The following is a 14,545-nucleotide window of genomic DNA, read 5'->3' on the forward strand; positions in this document are numbered from 1 at the left end:
GCCGCGACCGCGGGGGGCCACGGGCGCCGCCACCGGCGCGGCCACAACCGTCGCCACCGGCGCGCTCTTGACGATGCGCACCTTGCCGTCGGCCTCGGTGATCTCCAGTTCGGAGACGTTGGACTCCGACACCAGGTCGATCAGCGTCTTCAGTTTGCGCAGGTCCATGGATTTCTCTCTCCAACGAATGTCGTTATGGTTTCTTCAAACCGGGCCTGCGCGGCGGTGTACCGCGGCAGGGCCACCGCTCAGTTGTGTGTGCCGCCGAGCCGTTCGAGCGCGAACTCCAGCGCCAGGCGGTAGCCGCTGGCGCCCAGACCGACGATCACTCCTTCGGCCAACTCCGAGAAATAGGAATGGTGACGGAAGGCCTCGCGGCGGTGCACGTTCGACAGGTGCACCTCGATGAAGGGCAGGGCCACCGCGGCGAGCGCATCGCGCAACGCGACGCTGGTGTGCGTGAAGGCGGCCGGGTTGATCAGGATGAAGCGGGTGCCGTCGCTGCGCGCCTCCTGTACCCGATCGACCAGTGCGCCCTCGTGGTTGCTCTGGAAGCTCGCCAATCCGAACCCGGCCTCGCCCGCGCGCCGCAGCAGGGCCGCGTCGATCTCGGCCAGCGTGGTGGCGCCGTAGACCGCCGGTTCGCGGCTGCCGAGCAGGTTGAGATTGGGTCCATGAAGGACGAGTATTTCCATCAGATGCGAGTTCGATGCCGGCAGATCCCCCGGCGAAGCCGCGACTTTACGCGCAAACGGGGCGATGGTCGATCACGAAGCGGGCGTGCTCAGCCCAGCTCCCGCGCCCAGGCGGCGAGGTCTTCGTAGCAGGTCTCGCCCAGCTTGCGCTGCACCGGCCGGCCGCTCGCATCGAAGGCCACGGTGAAGGGCAGGCCGCCCTGTTCGTTGCCCAGTTGGCGCGACAGTTCGCTGCCTTCGAAGCCGGCCAGCCCGATCGGAAAACCCAGCTTCAGGCGGCCCAGGAACTCGCGGACCGGGGTCGGCCCGTCGACGGCTAGGCCGACAACTTGCCAGCCTTTGGACTGGAAATCACGATGAAAGCGATCAATTTCCGGCAATTCTCGGACGCAGGGTGCGCACCATGTGGCCCAGAAATTGATCAGCAGCGGCTTGCCGCGCAGGCTCTGCATCGCCAGCGTACCGCCCTCGGGGCGGTCAAAACTCGACGCCCACAGCGCCGTGACGGTCGGGTCGAGCGCCGGTGCCTGCTGCCGCAGCGCCAGCCACACCCCGGCGCCTACGCCGGCCCCCGCTCCCAGGCCGAAGACCAGTCGGCGGCGGCGTGCCGAAGCGATGGGGGGTGGATTCATCAGGCGTCCTTCGTCATCAATTGGCGCAGTGCTGCGGCATCGCCGCGGGCACTGCGGCCGTGGGCGTCGCGCTTGAGCGCGCCGCGGAGGTCGTCGTGGTCCAGGATGCTGAGATGTACCGTGACCGATTCATTCAACGTGGCGCAGGGCTGGGCCAGGCTCAGTACGTCAATGGTGCGCCCGTTCGGGCTCCGGGTGCTGCCGACGTCGTAGCCGATGCCGGCATTGAGCAGCGCGATCTCGGCCGCCTTCGAATCGTCGCAGTAGAGCTGCAGGTGCACGTCGTTCAGCCGGGTGGCGGTGCCGCGCCAGACCGCGCCGCTCAGGTGCGGGCGGAACTCGGCCAGCCGCTCCATCCAGCCAGTGCCACTTCGCGCAGGGCCGCCAGTTCGCGCGGTTGGGTCTCGGCGCAGAACAGTTCGATGTAAGTGCGGACTTCGTATTCAAGCAAGTCGTTGTCGGGCAAGTCTCGCGCCGGCAGGCCACGGTGGCCGAGCAGCTTCAGGGCCCGCTGTTTGGCCGGCCCGTATTCGAGTCCTTCTTCGACGACGAGCCGGGCCGCGGTTGCGGCGATCTCGGCACTGAGCGCGGACGGGGCGGAAGAGGGCATGGCGCGGGTTGGAGCGGAGAGCCGGGGTCCCGGTTCAGGGCAGTTCGACCGCCGACATGCGCGACACGATGGTCGCAGCGCGACCGCTGACATAGGCCGAGCCGGGGCGCTTCTCGAAGCGCTTGGGGGCCGGCAGCATCACGGCCAGACGAGCTGCCTGCATCGCGCTCAGCTGGCCGGCATCGACGCGGAAATAGTGGCGGGACGCAGCCTGCGCGCCGAACACACCTTCGCCCCACTCGACGTTGTTCAGGTAGATCGCCAGGATGCGTTCCTTGTCGAGCAGCGCCTCGAGCATGAAGGTGATGACGAATTCCTGCCCCTTGCGGGCCAGGCTGCGCTCGCCCGACAGGAACAGGTTCTTCGCAAGCTGTTGGCTGATGGTCGAGCCGCCGACGATCTTCGCCACCGGGGCCGGGCGGGGCGGGGCCGACCGGGCGTTGGCCGCCCGCCGCTGCTGCTGGCTCTCGAGCTGTGCCTGCAGCTTCTCGGCGCGTGCCTCGGCGCGCTGGTTGCGCTCCCAGGCCTTCTCGATCGCTTCCCAGTCCACGCCGCCGTGGTCGGTGAAGCTGGCGTCTTCCGATGCGATCACCGCCCGCTTGAGTGTTGCGGCGATGCGCTCGTAGGGTTGCCAGCGCTGAGACCACAGGACCTCGTGGCGCTCGGTCGCCAGGCGCCAGATCTCGCTGCGCTGGAAGGTGGTGGACTCGGGGTCGACGAAACGCATCATCGCGATGCGGAGCACGAACACCCCTTGCAAGGCGATGGCGCTGAGGGCCAGCAGCACCAGCCAGCGGACCAGGCGCTTCATGTGTCGGCCCCTTCGATGACGGCACGCAATTCGGCCAGCACGGCCGGCGTCGGCGGGCGCACGCCGCGCCAGAACCAGAACGACTCTGCCGCCTGCTCGACCAGCATGCCCAGGCCGTCACGGCCGTGTGCGCCGTGCGCCGCCGCCCAGCGCAGAAAGCCCTGCGCTGCGGGCCCGTACATCATGTCCAGGGCCAGTGCGCCGGGGCGCAGCACGCGCGCGGCGACCGGCACCGTGGCCCCGGCGAGGCTGGCGGCGGTGGCGTTGACGACGATGTCGTAGCCGTCGCCGCAGTCGTCCAGCGCTGCCGCCTCGAGCGTCACGCCATGCAGCGCCGCCAGCGCCGCATGGCGCTCGACCAGCGTGCGGGCCTGTCGGGCGAGCGATTCGCCAGCACCAGCCGTTGCGGCCCGGTCTCGAGGAGCGGCCCCAGCACGCCGGCCGCCGCGCCGCCGGCGCCGACCAGCAGCAGTGTGGCGCCTTGCAACGCAACGCCGGCATGGACCGTGATGTCGCGCACCAGCCCGGCGCCGTCGGTGTTGTCGGCCTGCCAGCCTTCGGCATCGAAGCGCAGGGTGTTGGCCGCCTGGGCCAGTGCGGCGCGCGGTGTGAGCTGCGCGGCGAGCGCGACGGCCTCGAACTTGAATGGCACCGTGACGTTGCAGCCGCGCGCCGGCCCGAGCCCGGTGCCGGTCGATGCCGCAAAGGCGCTCACGGTGGCGGCGAAGCCATCGAGCGGGCAAGGCAGCCGGCCGTAGTCGATCGGCTCTCCCGTCAGCGCGGCGAATCGCGCATGAATGAACGGTGAGCGGCTGTGCTCGACCGGGTGGCCGGCGACCGCGTAGCGATCGCGGGCCGCGGCGTCCGCGCGGTCCTTCATTGCGGCGACGACTGCAGGAGCCGCGTCTCGAAGCCCTCGTCTCGCGTGAAGCGGAAGCGCGACACGACGACGATCTGGTCGGCCTGCTTGCGCATCGCGTCGGTGAAGGGGCCGAACGGCGATGCCGCGCGCACGATGGCCTGGGCGCGACGATCGAGCGTGCGCTGGCCCGAGCTCTGGACGATCTCCGTGTCGAGCACCTGGCCGAGCGCGTCGACGGTGACGATCATCGTCAGCTCGCCGTAGAGCTTGCGGCCCTTGTCCTCGGGGAAGTTCAGGGTGCCGCGTTCCTCGATCTTGCGGCGCAGCACGTCGTAGTAGACGGCGTACACCGCCTCGCTGGTCGACGGGCTCACGTAGCGCTTCTTCGGACGGGCATTGGCGTCGTTGATGCGCTTCTCGATCTCGGCCAGCATCTGCAGCATCTGCTGGCGCTGTTCGGCCTGGGCGCGGGCGTCCGGGCTCCCCTCGTCGCGTTGCGGGTCGGGCGGCGGCAGGCGCGCCAGCTCGCGGCGGATCTGCGCCAGCAGCTGCATCTGCTGCTCCTGCAGCGACTGGATCTGCTGGCGCGCGTCTTCCAGCGAATCGCCGACCTCGGTCAGGGCGGACGGTGGCAGCGGCGAGGTGGCGCGGCCGGCCTGGGCCTCGCCGCCGCCCGCCAGCGCGGCCTGTGCGATCGCCTGCGCCTTCAGCGGCGGCTCGGTCGAGCGCGCGTTGACCAGGATGACCTCGAGCGGCGTGTCCTTGAACACGCGGTTGAAGCCTTCCGGATCGACGAAGCGCACCGTCAGCAGCACCGCGTGAACACCGAAGGAGATCAGCAGCGCGACGTGCAGTGCGGTGAGTCGCCGGAGGCGCTCTGCCCAGCGTTGCGGAATCAGCTTCATGCGTCGGGCATCCTAGGCGGCGCCGGAGGGGGCCGGGTCGGCGGCATTGTCGCCATCCTGCAGGTCGATCGCCAGCGCGAGCGGCGCGGCGGCCTCGGCCGCTTCGTCGGCCTCCTCGGCATCGACCGGCGCATCGTCGGCCGGCGTCGCCGGATCGTCGAGCCGGGTGACGAGGCTGGCGTGCAGCTCCAGTGTGAGCAGATCGGTCCCGGTGATGCGCACCCGCACCCGGGCTCCGCGCGGCAGCGACTCGCAGCCGAGGGCCCGGAACACCAGCGGCAGCGTCTCGGCGCGGACCAGCCCGTCCTTCATCACCGCGGCCTCCAGCTCGGTCAGGCCTGCCTGCTCGAGATGACGCATCGTCCAGTAGCGCTCCAGCCCGTTCTGGAACTGGTTGTAGGCCGTGTACGCGGCGTCGAAGCCCGAGATGACCGAGAACAGCTCGGCGTCCTTGGGCTTGAACGGTGCGGCCAGCGCCGCGGTGCGGCCGTGCCGCGCGCAGGCGATGATCTGCCACTGGTTGACCAGGTCCACGTAGCGCCGCAACGGAGAGGTAGCCCAGGTGTACTGCTTGACGCCCATGCCCGCATGTGGCGCCGGCTTGGTGCCCATGCGCACCTTGATGCCCGGGGCCATGCTGGCCTGGCTACGGTAGATGCCCGGCACGCCGCACTCGGCGATCCAGCCGCCCCAGTGGCTGTTGGCGAGGATCATTGCCTCGGCGACGATCAGGTCCAGCGGCGAACCGCGCTTGCGTTCGGTGATGACGACCGTCTCGCTGCCGTCGGGCTCGCCGGCGTTCCCTCCGTCGAGCCTGAAGTTGTAGTCCGGCCGGTTGAAGTTCTCGGGCTTGCCGCGCACCAGCTCGCGCTGCGCCTTCAGATGCCGGGCCAGGCGGAAAGCGAACGAGAGCTCGGGCGCGAAGGCGTAGCCGGCCGGCGCCTCGCCGGTCAGCGAGGCTTCGGTGACCACCGCGTCGAGCTGGTCGTGGCGCAGGTTGGCGGCAATGTGCACCTGCTCGAGCTTCGTTTCCACCGCCTTCACGGCCAGCGACGCCGCATCGAGGCTGAAGTACACCGACACCGCCGGGCAGTCGCGCCCTTCGAGCAGCGTGTAGCTCTGCACCACCTCGTCGGGCAGCATGGTCAGCTTGTGGCCCGGCATGTAGACGGTGGACCAGCGCGTGCGTGCCACCTGGTCGACAGCCGATCCGGGCTGGACCGCCAGGCCCGGCGCGGCGATGTGCACGCCAAACACGACGGTGTCACTGCCCAGCCCCTGCACCGACAAGGCGTCGTCGATCTCGGTGGTGCTCGAATCGTCGATCGAGAAAGCCTGCACCGCGGCCAGCGGCAGATCGTTCTTGATCGGCGGCGCCTGCAGCGGCGGGAAGGCCGTGCCCTTGGGGAAGAACTCGAACAGGAAGCGCTTCCAGTGGAACTGGTAGGGGCTCGTGATCGCGCCGGCGTCCTTCAGCAGGTCGAGCGGCGCCTTGTGCGAACGCTTCGCGGCCTCGACCACGGCCTTGTACTCGGGGCCGTTCTTGTCGGGCTTGAACAGGATGCGGTAGAGCTGCTCGGAGATCGGCGCCGGGCAGTGGCCGCCGGCCAGCTCGACCGCCCAGGACTCGATCTGCGCGGCCTGCTGCGCCTTGCGCTCGATCGCCACCAGGGCCTGCTTCAGGATGTCTTCCGGCGCCTTGCGGAAGCGTCCCTTGCCGCGCCGGTGGAAGTAGTGCGGCGCATCGAACAACCGCAACAGCGTGGCCGCGCGCTGCGGTGCGTCGGGCTGGGCATTGAAGTACTCGCGAGCAATGTCGTCGAAGCCGAACTCCTCGTCCGGCGCGACCTCCCAGATCAGGTCGAGGTCGATCTCGCCCGACAGGCTGTGCGCCTGCGCCAGCAGCTCGGCTGGCGCAGGTTTCGCAAAACGCAGCAGCGCGTTGGCGCTCTTGACCTTGACGCGCTTGCCGGAATCGAGCTCCACCTGCAGCGAGCTCTCGGCCTCGGACATCACACGGCCGGCGAGGAACTTGCCGGCTTCTTCGAACAGGGCGTAGGTATCGGACATATCGGGGCGGATTGTCCCATCCGCCAATGCGCGGTCAGCCCAGGTCGAGAAAGCCCAACAGATCCGGGAGGTGGTCGTCGAAGTCGCTCAGCGCGTGGTCGCCGCCCTCCAGCAGCTTGATGCGGGCGCCGGCGTAGCGGGCCGTCATGTCGCGCCAGTCGAGCACCTCGTCGCCCTTCGCGATGACGGCGAGGTAGCGCGCCGGATCGCGCAGGCGCGGCGGCCGCATCACCCGCAGCTCCTCGACGTGGGCCGCGGTGAACTCGAAGCGCAGGGCCGGGTCGTGCCAGCCGGTCTGCTCGCCGATCTGGCCGGCCAGCGTGTCGGCCGGGTCGACGGCCGGATTGAGCACGACCGCGCGGCAACCGCGCTGCTCGGCCAGCACGGTGGCATAGAAGCCGCCCAGGGAACTGCCGATCGCCGCCATGCGATCGGACGGCCAGTCATGGGTCAGCGAATCGATCAGCGCCTTTGCCGCGGCCGGCGACGGCGGGAGTTGGGGACAGCACCACACCAGGGAGTGGCCCGCGTCCTGCAGCCGGGTGACCTCGGCCGCCACGCGCTGCGCCTTGGCCGAACCGGGCGAGGAGCGGAAGCCATGCAGGTAGAGCAGATGCGACGGCGGCTTCATCGCGCGAGCGCGGCGAGCAGCTTGTCGTGGATGCCGCCAAAGCTGCCGTTGCTCATGCACAGCACGTGATCGCCGCTGCGCGCCGCCTGGACCACGCGCTGGACCAGCGCGTCGATCGAGTCGCCGACGACCGCGCGGTCGCCCAGTGGCGCCAGCGCCTCGCCGGCGTTCCAGCCCAGGCCGCCGCTGTGGCAGAAGGCCAGGTCGGCCTCCTCCAGCGCCCACGGCAGCTGGGCCTTCATCGCGCCGAGCTTCATGGTGTTGGACCGCGGCTCGAACACGGCCAGGATGCGCTGCTCGCCGATCCGGCGCCGCAAGCCGTCGATGGTGGTGCGCATGGCCGTCGGGTGGTGGGCGAAATCGTCGTAGACCTTGATGCCGCGGACCTCGCCGCGCAGTTCGAGCCGGCGCTTCACGTTCGCGAAGCCGGCCAGCGCGCGGGCTGCGTCGGCCGGCGCGACGCCGACGTGCTCCGCTGCGGCGATCGCGGCCAGCGCATTGAGCTGGTTGTGCTCACCCAGCAGCGCCCACTCCACGCGACCGACCTGCACGCCCGACTTCAGCACGTCGAAGCTGTGCGGCTCGCCGCGGGCCCGGAAGCCGGGCACGTCGCCGCGCACGCCGAAGCGCTGAACGTCGCTCCAGCAGCCGCGCCCGAGCACGCGCGCCAGGCTCTCCTCGCGCGCGTTGACGATCACGCGTCCACTGGTCGGCACCGTGCGCAGCAGGTGGTGGAACTGGGTTTCGATGGCCGCCAGGTCCGCGAAGATGTCGGCGTGGTCGAACTCCAGGTTGTTCAGGACCGCGGTGCGCGGCCGGTAGTGCACGAACTTGCTGCGCTTGTCGAAGAACGCGGTGTCGTATTCGTCGGCTTCGATCACGAAGGGCTGGCCCTCGCCCAGCCGTGCGCTGACCTCGAAGTTCTGCGGCACGCCGCCGACCAGGAAGCCGGGCCGGCGCTCGTTGTTCTCCAGGATCCAGGCCAGCATCGAGGTTGTGGTGGTCTTGCCGTGCGTGCCGGCGACCGCCAGCACATGTCGCCCCTGCAGCACGTGCTCGGCCAGCCATTGCGGTCCGCTGGTGTAGGGCAGGCCGGCGTCGAGGATCGCCTCCATCAGCGCGTTGCCGCGCGAGACCACGTTGCCGATCACGTACAGGTCGGGCTTCAGCGCGAGCTGCTGCACGTCCCAGCCCTCGATCAGCTCGATGCCCAGCGCGCGGAGCTGGTCGCTCATCGGCGGGTAGACGTTGGCATCGCAGCCGGTGACCCGGTGCCCGGCCTCGCGAGCCAGTGCGGCCAGGCCGCCCATGAAGGTGCCGCAGATGCCGAGGATGTGAATGTGCATGGCCGATCATTCTAGGGACGCGGGTTGCCGCGGCGACCGCCGAGACTGCTACCTTCTGCGACATGGAAGCACAAGCCGTTCCACTCGTGCTGCCGGCCTGGACCGGGCTGGCCCAGCACCCCTGGCTGTACCCGGCGCTCGAGGCCGTGCACCTGTGCGGCATCGCGCTGCTGTTCGGCAGCCTTGTGGTGTTCGAGCTGCGCCTGTGGGGCGCCGCGCCGGCCCTGAGCGTGCCGGCGCTGGCGCGGCTCGCGCTGCCGGTCACGCTGCTGGGCTTCGGCGTGGCGGCCGTGTCCGGTGCGCTGATGTTCAGCAGCCAGCCGGGCGACCTGCTGGCGAACCGCTCCTTCACGCTGAAGATGGCGCTGCTGCTGGCGGCCGGCAGCAATGCGGCGATCTTCCATGCCCGTGGCAGCCTGCACCGGTTCGATGTCTGGGCGCGCGCGCAGACCGTGCTGTCGCTGGGGCTATGGATCGCCGTCATCATCTGCGGTCGCTGGATCGCCTACGCCTGAGGCCGGAAAGGAGAAGCCGATGAAACGTCGCCACCTGATGCTCGCCGCGTGCGCCGGCGCGGTGCTGCCGCTGCGGGGGCAGGCCCACCATGGCTGGAGCCGCTTCGACCAGGGCCGCCCGATCTACCTCGAGGGGCGCTCGGTCCGGGTCGCTTGGCGCAACCCGCACGTGGAACTCGACCTGGAGGTGGCGTCCGACCTGCGCCTGCCTGCCGACTTGGCAAAGCGCCCGCTGCCCGCGCAGAGCGCCCAGGTCGACGGGCCCGGGCTGCTGGCCGCGGCGGTGCTGCCGACGCGCAAGGACCGGCTGTGGCATGTGGAACTCGCACCGCTGACGCGCATGGAGGCCTGGAAGGTCGCCGAAATCCGACCCGGTACGTCACTGGCCCTGCTGGGCTTTACCTTCGGTGGCGAACAGGGCGAGGCCGTGCTGCGGGCCGAGTACCTGTTCGTGGCCGGGCAGGCCTACGGCCTGCGGTCGTCGCCGGCCTGATTACGAACTGGCGAACTCAGGCCTGCAGGGTCTGTCGAGCGAACCACTCCTGGCCCGCGGCCAGCGGCACGGGCTGGCCGATGCAGGCGGTCTCGATGCACAGCATCTGCAGCCAGTCGTCGTCGGGCAGGTCGGCCATCGCTGCCGCCTTCTCGGCGCCGGGGTTCCAGAGCACGCGGTCCGGGAAGCCTTCCGCGCTGATGGAGACGCGCCGCTGCGGCGCCTGCAGCACCACCGGCGACGCGACGTTCCAGTAGATGCGATCGATTTCGCCGACGATCGCCTGCGGCTCGATCTCCTGGCGGTGTGTTGTGCCGCGCAGGCTGTCCTCGAAGTCACCGCCCAGCAGCCCCGAGACGCGGGCCTCGCGCACGTCGTCGCAGCGCAGGTAGGTGTGCAGCGCGGCGGTGAACTCGAAGGCCCGATCGCCGGTGTTCAGCACGGCCAGTTCCATCTCCAGCGCGCGACCCGACAGGCTGACGGTCAGTTCGGCCTCGAACGCGTGGGGCCACACCGCGCGGGTGGCGTCGGTATCGGTCAGGCTCAGCACCGCCTGGGTGTGCTGGCGCTGCGGGCCGTACTCGACCAGCGTCCACGCGCGATCGCGTGCGAACCCATGGCGCGGCAAGGGCCCGCGGCGTTCGAACTGCGGAAAGATCACCGGGATGCCGCCCCGCACTGCCTGGCCGGGGCCGGCCTGCGCCCGTGGTGAGAGATAGAGCTGCTCCGGCAGGCCCGCAGGTCGCCACGACACCACATGGGCACCGTGCAGCAGCACCGTCGCCTCGGCGCCGTCCGCGGTCCGCAGGACCACAGCCGCCTGGCCGAGCACCTCGGTCATCGCCATGCGGGCCCGGCCGCGATCAGGCCGCTGCCAGCGTGGCGCGGGCCGCGGCGAGCGTCGCCTCGATGTCGGCCGGCGTGTGCGCGGCGCTGACGAAGCCGGCTTCGTAGAGAGCCGGCGCCAGATACACGCCGCGGTCGAGCATGCCGTGGAAATAGCGGTTGAAGCGCTCGCCGTCGGTGGCCATCACCTCGACATAGTTCTGCGGCAGCGCGGCTTGCGCCGTCTTCGGGAAAAAGAAGCCGAACATGCCGCCCTCGCAGTCGCCCACCATCGGCACGCCAGCCGCAGTGGCCGCGCGCAGCAGTCCGTCGAGCAGGTCGCGCGTGCCCGCTGCCAGCGATTCGAAGAAGCCCGGCTTCTGGATCTCGCGCAGCGTGGCCAGGCCGCACGCGGTGGCGACCGGGTTGCCGCTCAGCGTGCCGGCCTGGTAGACCGGGCCGAGCGGTGCGAGCTGTTCCATGATGGCGCGCGGCCCGGCGAAAGCCGCGAGCGGCATGCCGCCGCCGATGACCTTGCCGAACACGCTGAGGTCGGGCTTGAAGCCGGGAATCGCCTTCGCATACAGGCTCTGGGCGCCGCCGAGCGCGACGCGAAAGCCCGTCATCACTTCGTCGAACACCAGCAGCGCCCCGTGCTGCGTGCACAGCTCGCGCAGCCGCTTCATGAACGGGAGGCCGGCCCGTACGAAATTCATGTTGCCGGCGATCGGCTCGATCATCACGCAGGCGATCTCGGCGCCGTGCGCACTGAAGGCCGCCTCGAGGCCCGTCACGTCGTTGTAGGTCAACACCAGCGTGTGCTGCACCACCTCGGGAGGCACGCCGGCCGAGGTGGGGTGGCCGAAGGTCGCGAGCCCCGAGCCGGCCTTCACCAGAAGCGCGTCGGCATGGCCGTGGTAGCAGCCCTCGAACTTGACAATCTTCGAGCGCCCAGTCGCGCCGCGCGCCAGCCGCAACGCGCTCATCGCCGCCTCGGTGCCCGAGCTGACCAGGCGCACCTGCTCGGCACTGGGGACCAGTTTCAGGATCTCCTCGGCCAGTTCCACCTCGCGCTCCGTCGGGGCGCCGAAGCTGAAGCCCTCGGTTGCTGCCTTCTGCACGGCCTCCAGCACGGCGGGGTGGCCGTGACCGAGGATCATCGGTCCCCAGGAGCCGATGTAGTCGATGTAGCGCTTGCCGTCGGCGTCCCACAGGTAGGCGCCGTCGGCCCGGGCGATGAAACGCGGCGTACCGCCGACTGCGCGGAAGGCGCGGACCGGCGAGTTCACGCCCCCGGGGATGCTGCGGCGGGCCCGTTCGAACAGGCTGGCATTGCGCGAGTCGGCCATCGTGGAGTTGCTTTGATCAGTGGATGCGGCGCGGCCCGCGCTCGGCGGACGGCAGTTCGTCGGTGGCAGGCTCGCCCATCAGTCCTTCTTCCTCGGCGCCGGGCTCGGCTTCCGGCAGCGCCCAGAAGAAGCGATCGGGGACCACATTGCCCATGCCGGGGCGGAACCCGGCGTCCAGCGCCTGGTCGAGGAAGCTGAGCGCCTCCGAGACCGCGAGGTGGAGATCCTGGCCGCTTGCCAGCAGCGAGGCCAGTGCGGCGGCCAGGGTTTCGCCGGCTCCGAGGAAGGTGGCGTCGAAGCGCTCGAACTTCTCCCCGGTGATCGCGCCTTGCGGCGACGCCAGCACATTGTCGACCTGGGCCTCGGCCCCGCGGCTGGCGGGCAGGGCGATGCCGGTCACCAGCACGTAGCGGGCGCCGAGCTCGCCCGCGGCGACCGCCAGCTCGCGGGCCGAGGGCGGCCGTTCGGCCTCCCATTCGGGCAACAGGAAGTCGACCAGGGTCTGCTGGTTGCCGACCAGGACCTCGGTGGCCGGCAGGATCAGCTCGCGGTAGGCGTCCTGGTAGGCCTGCTGGTCGTCTTCTTCGAGCCAGGACACGCTGGTCAGGTAGGCGACCAGCGGCACGTCGGGGTAGTCGCTCAGCACTTCGGCCACGCCGGCCACGCCCTCGGCGCTGCCGAGAAAGCCGACCTTCCACGCCGAGATGGTCACGTCCTCGAGGATGCTGCGGGCCTGCTCGACGATGGTGTCGGCCTCGATCTCGTGCGATTCGAAGACCTCGGCGGTATCGCGCATCACGATGGCGGTGACAACGGGCAGGGCGTGTGCGCCCATCGCGGCGATGGTGGAGATGTCGCCGGCCAGCCCGCCGGCACCACTCGGGTCGCTGGCGTTGAAGCTCATCACGCACGCCGGCGGCGCGTCGCTCGCAGCGGGCTCGGTGGGTTCGGTAGCGCTGGGCGCGATCGTGTTCATGAGAGGGTTCGATCAGGGCTTGGAGCCGTGGCCGCGCATGCAGTCACGGAGTTCCAGAAAATGATGAGGAATGTTGCGTATGTGCCCACTAACCCTTGATTTTTTGCCAAAGGCGATCGCTACAATCTTTTGTCATTGTAGTGAGCAGCCAAGACACCGTGAGCGAATCGAAAACCTGGATGTGCCTCATCTGCGGATGGATCTACGACGAGGCCGCCGGGGATCCGGAGCACGGCCTCGCTGCTGGCACCGCCTGGGCCGACGTCCCGATGAACTGGACCTGTCCCGAATGCGGCGCACGCAAGGAGGACTTCGAGATGGTGCAGATCTAGCAACCTGCCGCTGAGGAGCACATCCTTTGAACGAGGCGCTGACGCAAGAAGGACAGGAGGGCGGGGAGGCTGCAACCGCCGAAGCCATCCGCGTGCTCGTCATCGACGACAGCAACACCATCCGGCGCAGCGCCGAGATCTTCCTGAAGCAGGGCGGATACGTGGTCGTGCTGGCCGAGGACGGCTTCGATGCGCTGGCCAAGGTCAATGATCACCAGCCGCATCTCATCTTTTGCGACATCCTGATGCCGCGACTCGATGGCTACCAGACCTGCGCCATCATCAAGCGCAACCCCAAGTTCTCCGGCGTACCGGTGATCATGCTGTCCTCGAAGGACGGCCTGTTCGACAAGGCCCGGGGCCGCATGGTCGGCTCCGAGGACTACCTGACCAAGCCTTTCACCAAAGACCAGTTGCTGCGAGCGGTGGAACAGCACCGCCGCGTTGCGTGATCGTGCCGGGCCTGGCGCAGCAGGCGTGGCGCCCCCGGTTGCCCGCGCAAGTTTGAGGACACCATCATGACGATCGCGAAGATCCTGCTCGTCGACGATTCCAAGACCGAACTGCATTTCCTGTCCGAACTGCTCGTCAAGCGCGGCTATCAGGTGCGCACCGCCGAGAACGGCGAGGAGGCAATGCGTCGGCTCGGCGAGGAGAAGCCCGATCTCATCCTGATGGATGTCGTGATGCCGGGGCAGAACGGGTTTCAGCTCACCCGAGCCATCACGCGGGACGTGCGCTTCACCGATGTCCCGGTGATCATGTGCACCAGCAAGAATCAGGAGACCGACAAGGTCTGGGGCATGCGGCAGGGCGCACGCGACTACGTGGTCAAGCCGGTCGACGCCGACGAGCTGATCGCCAAGATCCGCGCGTTCGACTGAGCCGTCGGTCAATCTCTACCGCAACCGAGTCGCGACTGCATGGCCAAGAAGGAAGCGCTGCGTGAACTGCAGACCCGGCTCGCCGAGCGGCTGCAGGCCGCGCGACTGCAGAAGTCCGAGACGGCCACCTGGCTGGCTGTCGAGTGCGGCGGGCAGGGCCTGTTGCTGCCGCTGGGGCAGGCGAGCGAGATCTTCCCGCTGACGGCGCTGATGCCGGTGCCGCACACCGGTGCCTGGTTTCTGGGTGTGGCCAATCTGCGGGGGCGCCTTCATGGCGTGGTCGATCTGGCGGTCTTCCTGGGCCTGCGCGCGGCGCCGCCCCAGGAGTTCGGCCCCCAGTCGCGACTGATCGCGTTCAATCCGGCGCTGGAAGTCAACTGCGCCTTGCTGGTCGATCGACTGGCCGGCCTGCGCTCGGCCGACCAGTTGCGGGTCGTGCCCGACGAGGCGGCCCATCCGGCCTTCGCCGGTGCTACCTATGCCGACGCCGGTGGCCGGCGCTGGCAGGAGATCGTGCTGGCGGAACTGGCTGGCGAAGAGGCATTCCTGAGGATCGCCCGGTGACCGCTGGCCACAGCGCACCGGGGCACCGCGACCGAATCACCGAGG

General features: G+C 69.5%; 16 protein-coding genes and 3 pseudogenes. 6 read left to right on the forward strand and 13 right to left on the reverse strand.

The window, feature by feature from the left end:
- From Y694_RS08380 to mpl, 10 genes and pseudogenes are all read right to left on the reverse strand, one after another.
- Positions 1-168 (reverse strand): annotated as a pseudogene (locus Y694_RS08380) (acetyl-CoA carboxylase biotin carboxyl carrier protein); the annotation flags it as partial.
- 80 nt (positions 169-248) lie between these two features.
- Positions 249-698, reverse strand: a complete 450-nt coding sequence (aroQ, locus tag Y694_RS08385) for a type II 3-dehydroquinate dehydratase (RefSeq protein WP_161727972.1) — start codon at positions 696-698, stop codon at positions 249-251.
- Positions 699-784: 86 nt separating this feature from the next.
- Positions 785-1,327 (reverse strand): TlpA disulfide reductase family protein, encoded by a 543-nt coding sequence (locus Y694_RS08390; protein WP_036231562.1) that lies wholly within the window; start codon positions 1,325-1,327, stop codon positions 785-787.
- Positions 1,327-1,937, reverse strand: a pseudogene (locus tag Y694_RS08395) (hypothetical protein). Before Y694_RS08395 ends, Y694_RS08390 begins: the two are co-directional and overlap by 1 nt.
- 34 nt (positions 1,938-1,971) lie before the next feature.
- The gene (locus tag Y694_RS08400) at positions 1,972-2,748 is read right to left on the reverse strand and encodes a transglycosylase domain-containing protein (protein WP_011830778.1); all 777 of its coding nucleotides are present in this window, start codon (positions 2,746-2,748) and stop codon (positions 1,972-1,974) included.
- Positions 2,745-3,628: pseudogene (gene aroE, locus Y694_RS08405) on the reverse strand (shikimate dehydrogenase). The gene Y694_RS08400 and the pseudogene aroE overlap by 4 nt, the downstream one beginning before the upstream one ends.
- On the reverse strand, positions 3,625-4,515 hold the full coding sequence (locus Y694_RS08410) for an energy transducer TonB (protein ID WP_011830776.1): 891 nt from the start codon (positions 4,513-4,515) through the stop codon (positions 3,625-3,627). The pseudogene aroE and the gene Y694_RS08410 overlap by 4 nt, the downstream one beginning before the upstream one ends.
- A 12-nt stretch (positions 4,516-4,527) precedes the next feature.
- Positions 4,528-6,585, reverse strand: a complete 2,058-nt coding sequence (locus Y694_RS08415; RefSeq protein ID WP_036231564.1) for a ribonuclease catalytic domain-containing protein — start codon at positions 6,583-6,585, stop codon at positions 4,528-4,530.
- A gap of 34 nt (positions 6,586-6,619) precedes the next feature.
- The gene (locus Y694_RS08420; RefSeq protein ID WP_011830774.1) at positions 6,620-7,216 is read right to left on the reverse strand and encodes a YqiA/YcfP family alpha/beta fold hydrolase; all 597 of its coding nucleotides are present in this window, start codon (positions 7,214-7,216) and stop codon (positions 6,620-6,622) included.
- Positions 7,213-8,562 (reverse strand): UDP-N-acetylmuramate:L-alanyl-gamma-D-glutamyl-meso-diaminopimelate ligase, encoded by a 1,350-nt coding sequence (gene mpl / locus Y694_RS08425; RefSeq protein WP_036231566.1) that lies wholly within the window; start codon positions 8,560-8,562, stop codon positions 7,213-7,215. Before mpl ends, Y694_RS08420 begins: the two co-directional genes overlap by 4 nt.
- 62 nt (positions 8,563-8,624) lie before the next feature.
- On the opposite strand from mpl, the gene Y694_RS08430 reads away from it, so the two are divergent.
- Both Y694_RS08430 and Y694_RS08435 read left to right on the forward strand, forming a co-directional pair.
- A complete protein-coding gene (locus tag Y694_RS08430) occupies positions 8,625-9,077 on the forward strand; it encodes a hypothetical protein (RefSeq protein WP_051495661.1) in 453 nt (150 codons plus the stop codon).
- A gap of 19 nt (positions 9,078-9,096) precedes the next feature.
- Positions 9,097-9,570 (forward strand): DUF6152 family protein, encoded by a 474-nt coding sequence (locus Y694_RS08435; protein WP_036231568.1) that lies wholly within the window; start codon positions 9,097-9,099, stop codon positions 9,568-9,570.
- A gap of 16 nt (positions 9,571-9,586) precedes the next feature.
- Here Y694_RS08435 and Y694_RS08440 read toward each other — a convergent pair whose 3' ends face one another.
- The 3 genes from Y694_RS08440 to Y694_RS08450 are packed head-to-tail and all read right to left on the reverse strand — an operon-like array spanning position 9,587 to position 12,720.
- Complete coding sequence (locus Y694_RS08440; protein ID WP_036231570.1) at positions 9,587-10,417, reverse strand: D-hexose-6-phosphate mutarotase; 831 nt, start codon at positions 10,415-10,417, stop codon at positions 9,587-9,589.
- A 16-nt stretch (positions 10,418-10,433) separates the two neighbouring features.
- Positions 10,434-11,744, reverse strand: a complete 1,311-nt coding sequence (hemL, locus tag Y694_RS08445) for a glutamate-1-semialdehyde 2,1-aminomutase (RefSeq protein WP_036231572.1) — start codon at positions 11,742-11,744, stop codon at positions 10,434-10,436.
- A 16-nt stretch (positions 11,745-11,760) separates the two neighbouring features.
- Entirely contained in the window at positions 11,761-12,720 is a 960-nt protein-coding gene (locus Y694_RS08450; RefSeq protein WP_011830768.1) for a bifunctional hydroxymethylpyrimidine kinase/phosphomethylpyrimidine kinase, read from the reverse strand.
- Positions 12,721-12,899: 179 nt separating this feature from the next.
- Here Y694_RS08450 and Y694_RS08455 point away from each other — a divergent pair, with 179 nt between their 5' ends.
- The 4 genes from Y694_RS08455 (at position 12,900) to Y694_RS08470 (ending at position 14,500) form a co-directional block, all read left to right on the forward strand.
- Entirely contained in the window at positions 12,900-13,052 is a 153-nt protein-coding gene (locus Y694_RS08455; protein ID WP_011830767.1) for a rubredoxin, read from the forward strand.
- Positions 13,053-13,090: 38 nt separating this feature from the next.
- Positions 13,091-13,504: a response regulator gene (locus tag Y694_RS08460; RefSeq protein ID WP_193373397.1), complete on the forward strand. Its 414-nt coding sequence runs from the start codon at positions 13,091-13,093 to the stop codon at positions 13,502-13,504.
- Between the two features lie 66 nt (positions 13,505-13,570).
- Positions 13,571-13,936 (forward strand): PleD family two-component system response regulator, encoded by a 366-nt coding sequence (locus Y694_RS08465; protein WP_011830765.1) that lies wholly within the window; start codon positions 13,571-13,573, stop codon positions 13,934-13,936.
- 39 nt (positions 13,937-13,975) lie between these two features.
- Positions 13,976-14,500, forward strand: coding sequence for a chemotaxis protein CheW (locus Y694_RS08470; RefSeq protein WP_011830764.1), 525 nt, complete (start codon positions 13,976-13,978; stop codon positions 14,498-14,500).
- Positions 14,501-14,545: the final 45 nt, after the last annotated feature.

Origin of the sequence: Methylibium sp. T29-B (genome assembly GCF_000576225.1) — a bacterium.
GTDB lineage: Bacteria > Pseudomonadota > Gammaproteobacteria > Burkholderiales > Burkholderiaceae_C > Methylibium > Methylibium petroleiphilum.

Excerpts from the sequence above, each read along its gene's own strand:
- Y694_RS08390 (WP_036231562.1), bottom strand. The coding sequence starts at position 1,327 with ATGAATCCACCCCCCATCGCTTCGGCACGCCGCCGCCGACTGGTCTTC.
- Y694_RS08400 (WP_011830778.1), bottom strand. The coding sequence starts at position 2,748 with ATGAAGCGCCTGGTCCGCTGGCTGGTGCTGCTGGCCCTCAGCGCCATC.
- Y694_RS08410 (WP_011830776.1), bottom strand. The coding sequence starts at position 4,515 with ATGAAGCTGATTCCGCAACGCTGGGCAGAGCGCCTCCGGCGACTCACC.
- Y694_RS08415 (WP_036231564.1), bottom strand. The coding sequence starts at position 6,585 with ATGTCCGATACCTACGCCCTGTTCGAAGAAGCCGGCAAGTTCCTCGCC.
- Y694_RS08420 (WP_011830774.1), bottom strand. The coding sequence starts at position 7,216 with ATGAAGCCGCCGTCGCATCTGCTCTACCTGCATGGCTTCCGCTCCTCG.
- mpl (WP_036231566.1), bottom strand. The coding sequence starts at position 8,562 with ATGCACATTCACATCCTCGGCATCTGCGGCACCTTCATGGGCGGCCTG.
- Y694_RS08430 (WP_051495661.1), top strand. The coding sequence starts at position 8,625 with ATGGAAGCACAAGCCGTTCCACTCGTGCTGCCGGCCTGGACCGGGCTG.
- Y694_RS08435 (WP_036231568.1), top strand. The coding sequence starts at position 9,097 with ATGAAACGTCGCCACCTGATGCTCGCCGCGTGCGCCGGCGCGGTGCTG.
- Y694_RS08440 (WP_036231570.1), bottom strand. The coding sequence starts at position 10,417 with ATGGCGATGACCGAGGTGCTCGGCCAGGCGGCTGTGGTCCTGCGGACC.
- hemL (WP_036231572.1), bottom strand. The coding sequence starts at position 11,744 with ATGGCCGACTCGCGCAATGCCAGCCTGTTCGAACGGGCCCGCCGCAGC.
- Y694_RS08450 (WP_011830768.1), bottom strand. The coding sequence starts at position 12,720 with ATGAACACGATCGCGCCCAGCGCTACCGAACCCACCGAGCCCGCTGCG.
- Y694_RS08455 (WP_011830767.1), top strand. The coding sequence starts at position 12,900 with ATGTGCCTCATCTGCGGATGGATCTACGACGAGGCCGCCGGGGATCCG.
- Y694_RS08465 (WP_011830765.1), top strand. The coding sequence starts at position 13,571 with ATGACGATCGCGAAGATCCTGCTCGTCGACGATTCCAAGACCGAACTG.
- Y694_RS08470 (WP_011830764.1), top strand. The coding sequence starts at position 13,976 with ATGGCCAAGAAGGAAGCGCTGCGTGAACTGCAGACCCGGCTCGCCGAG.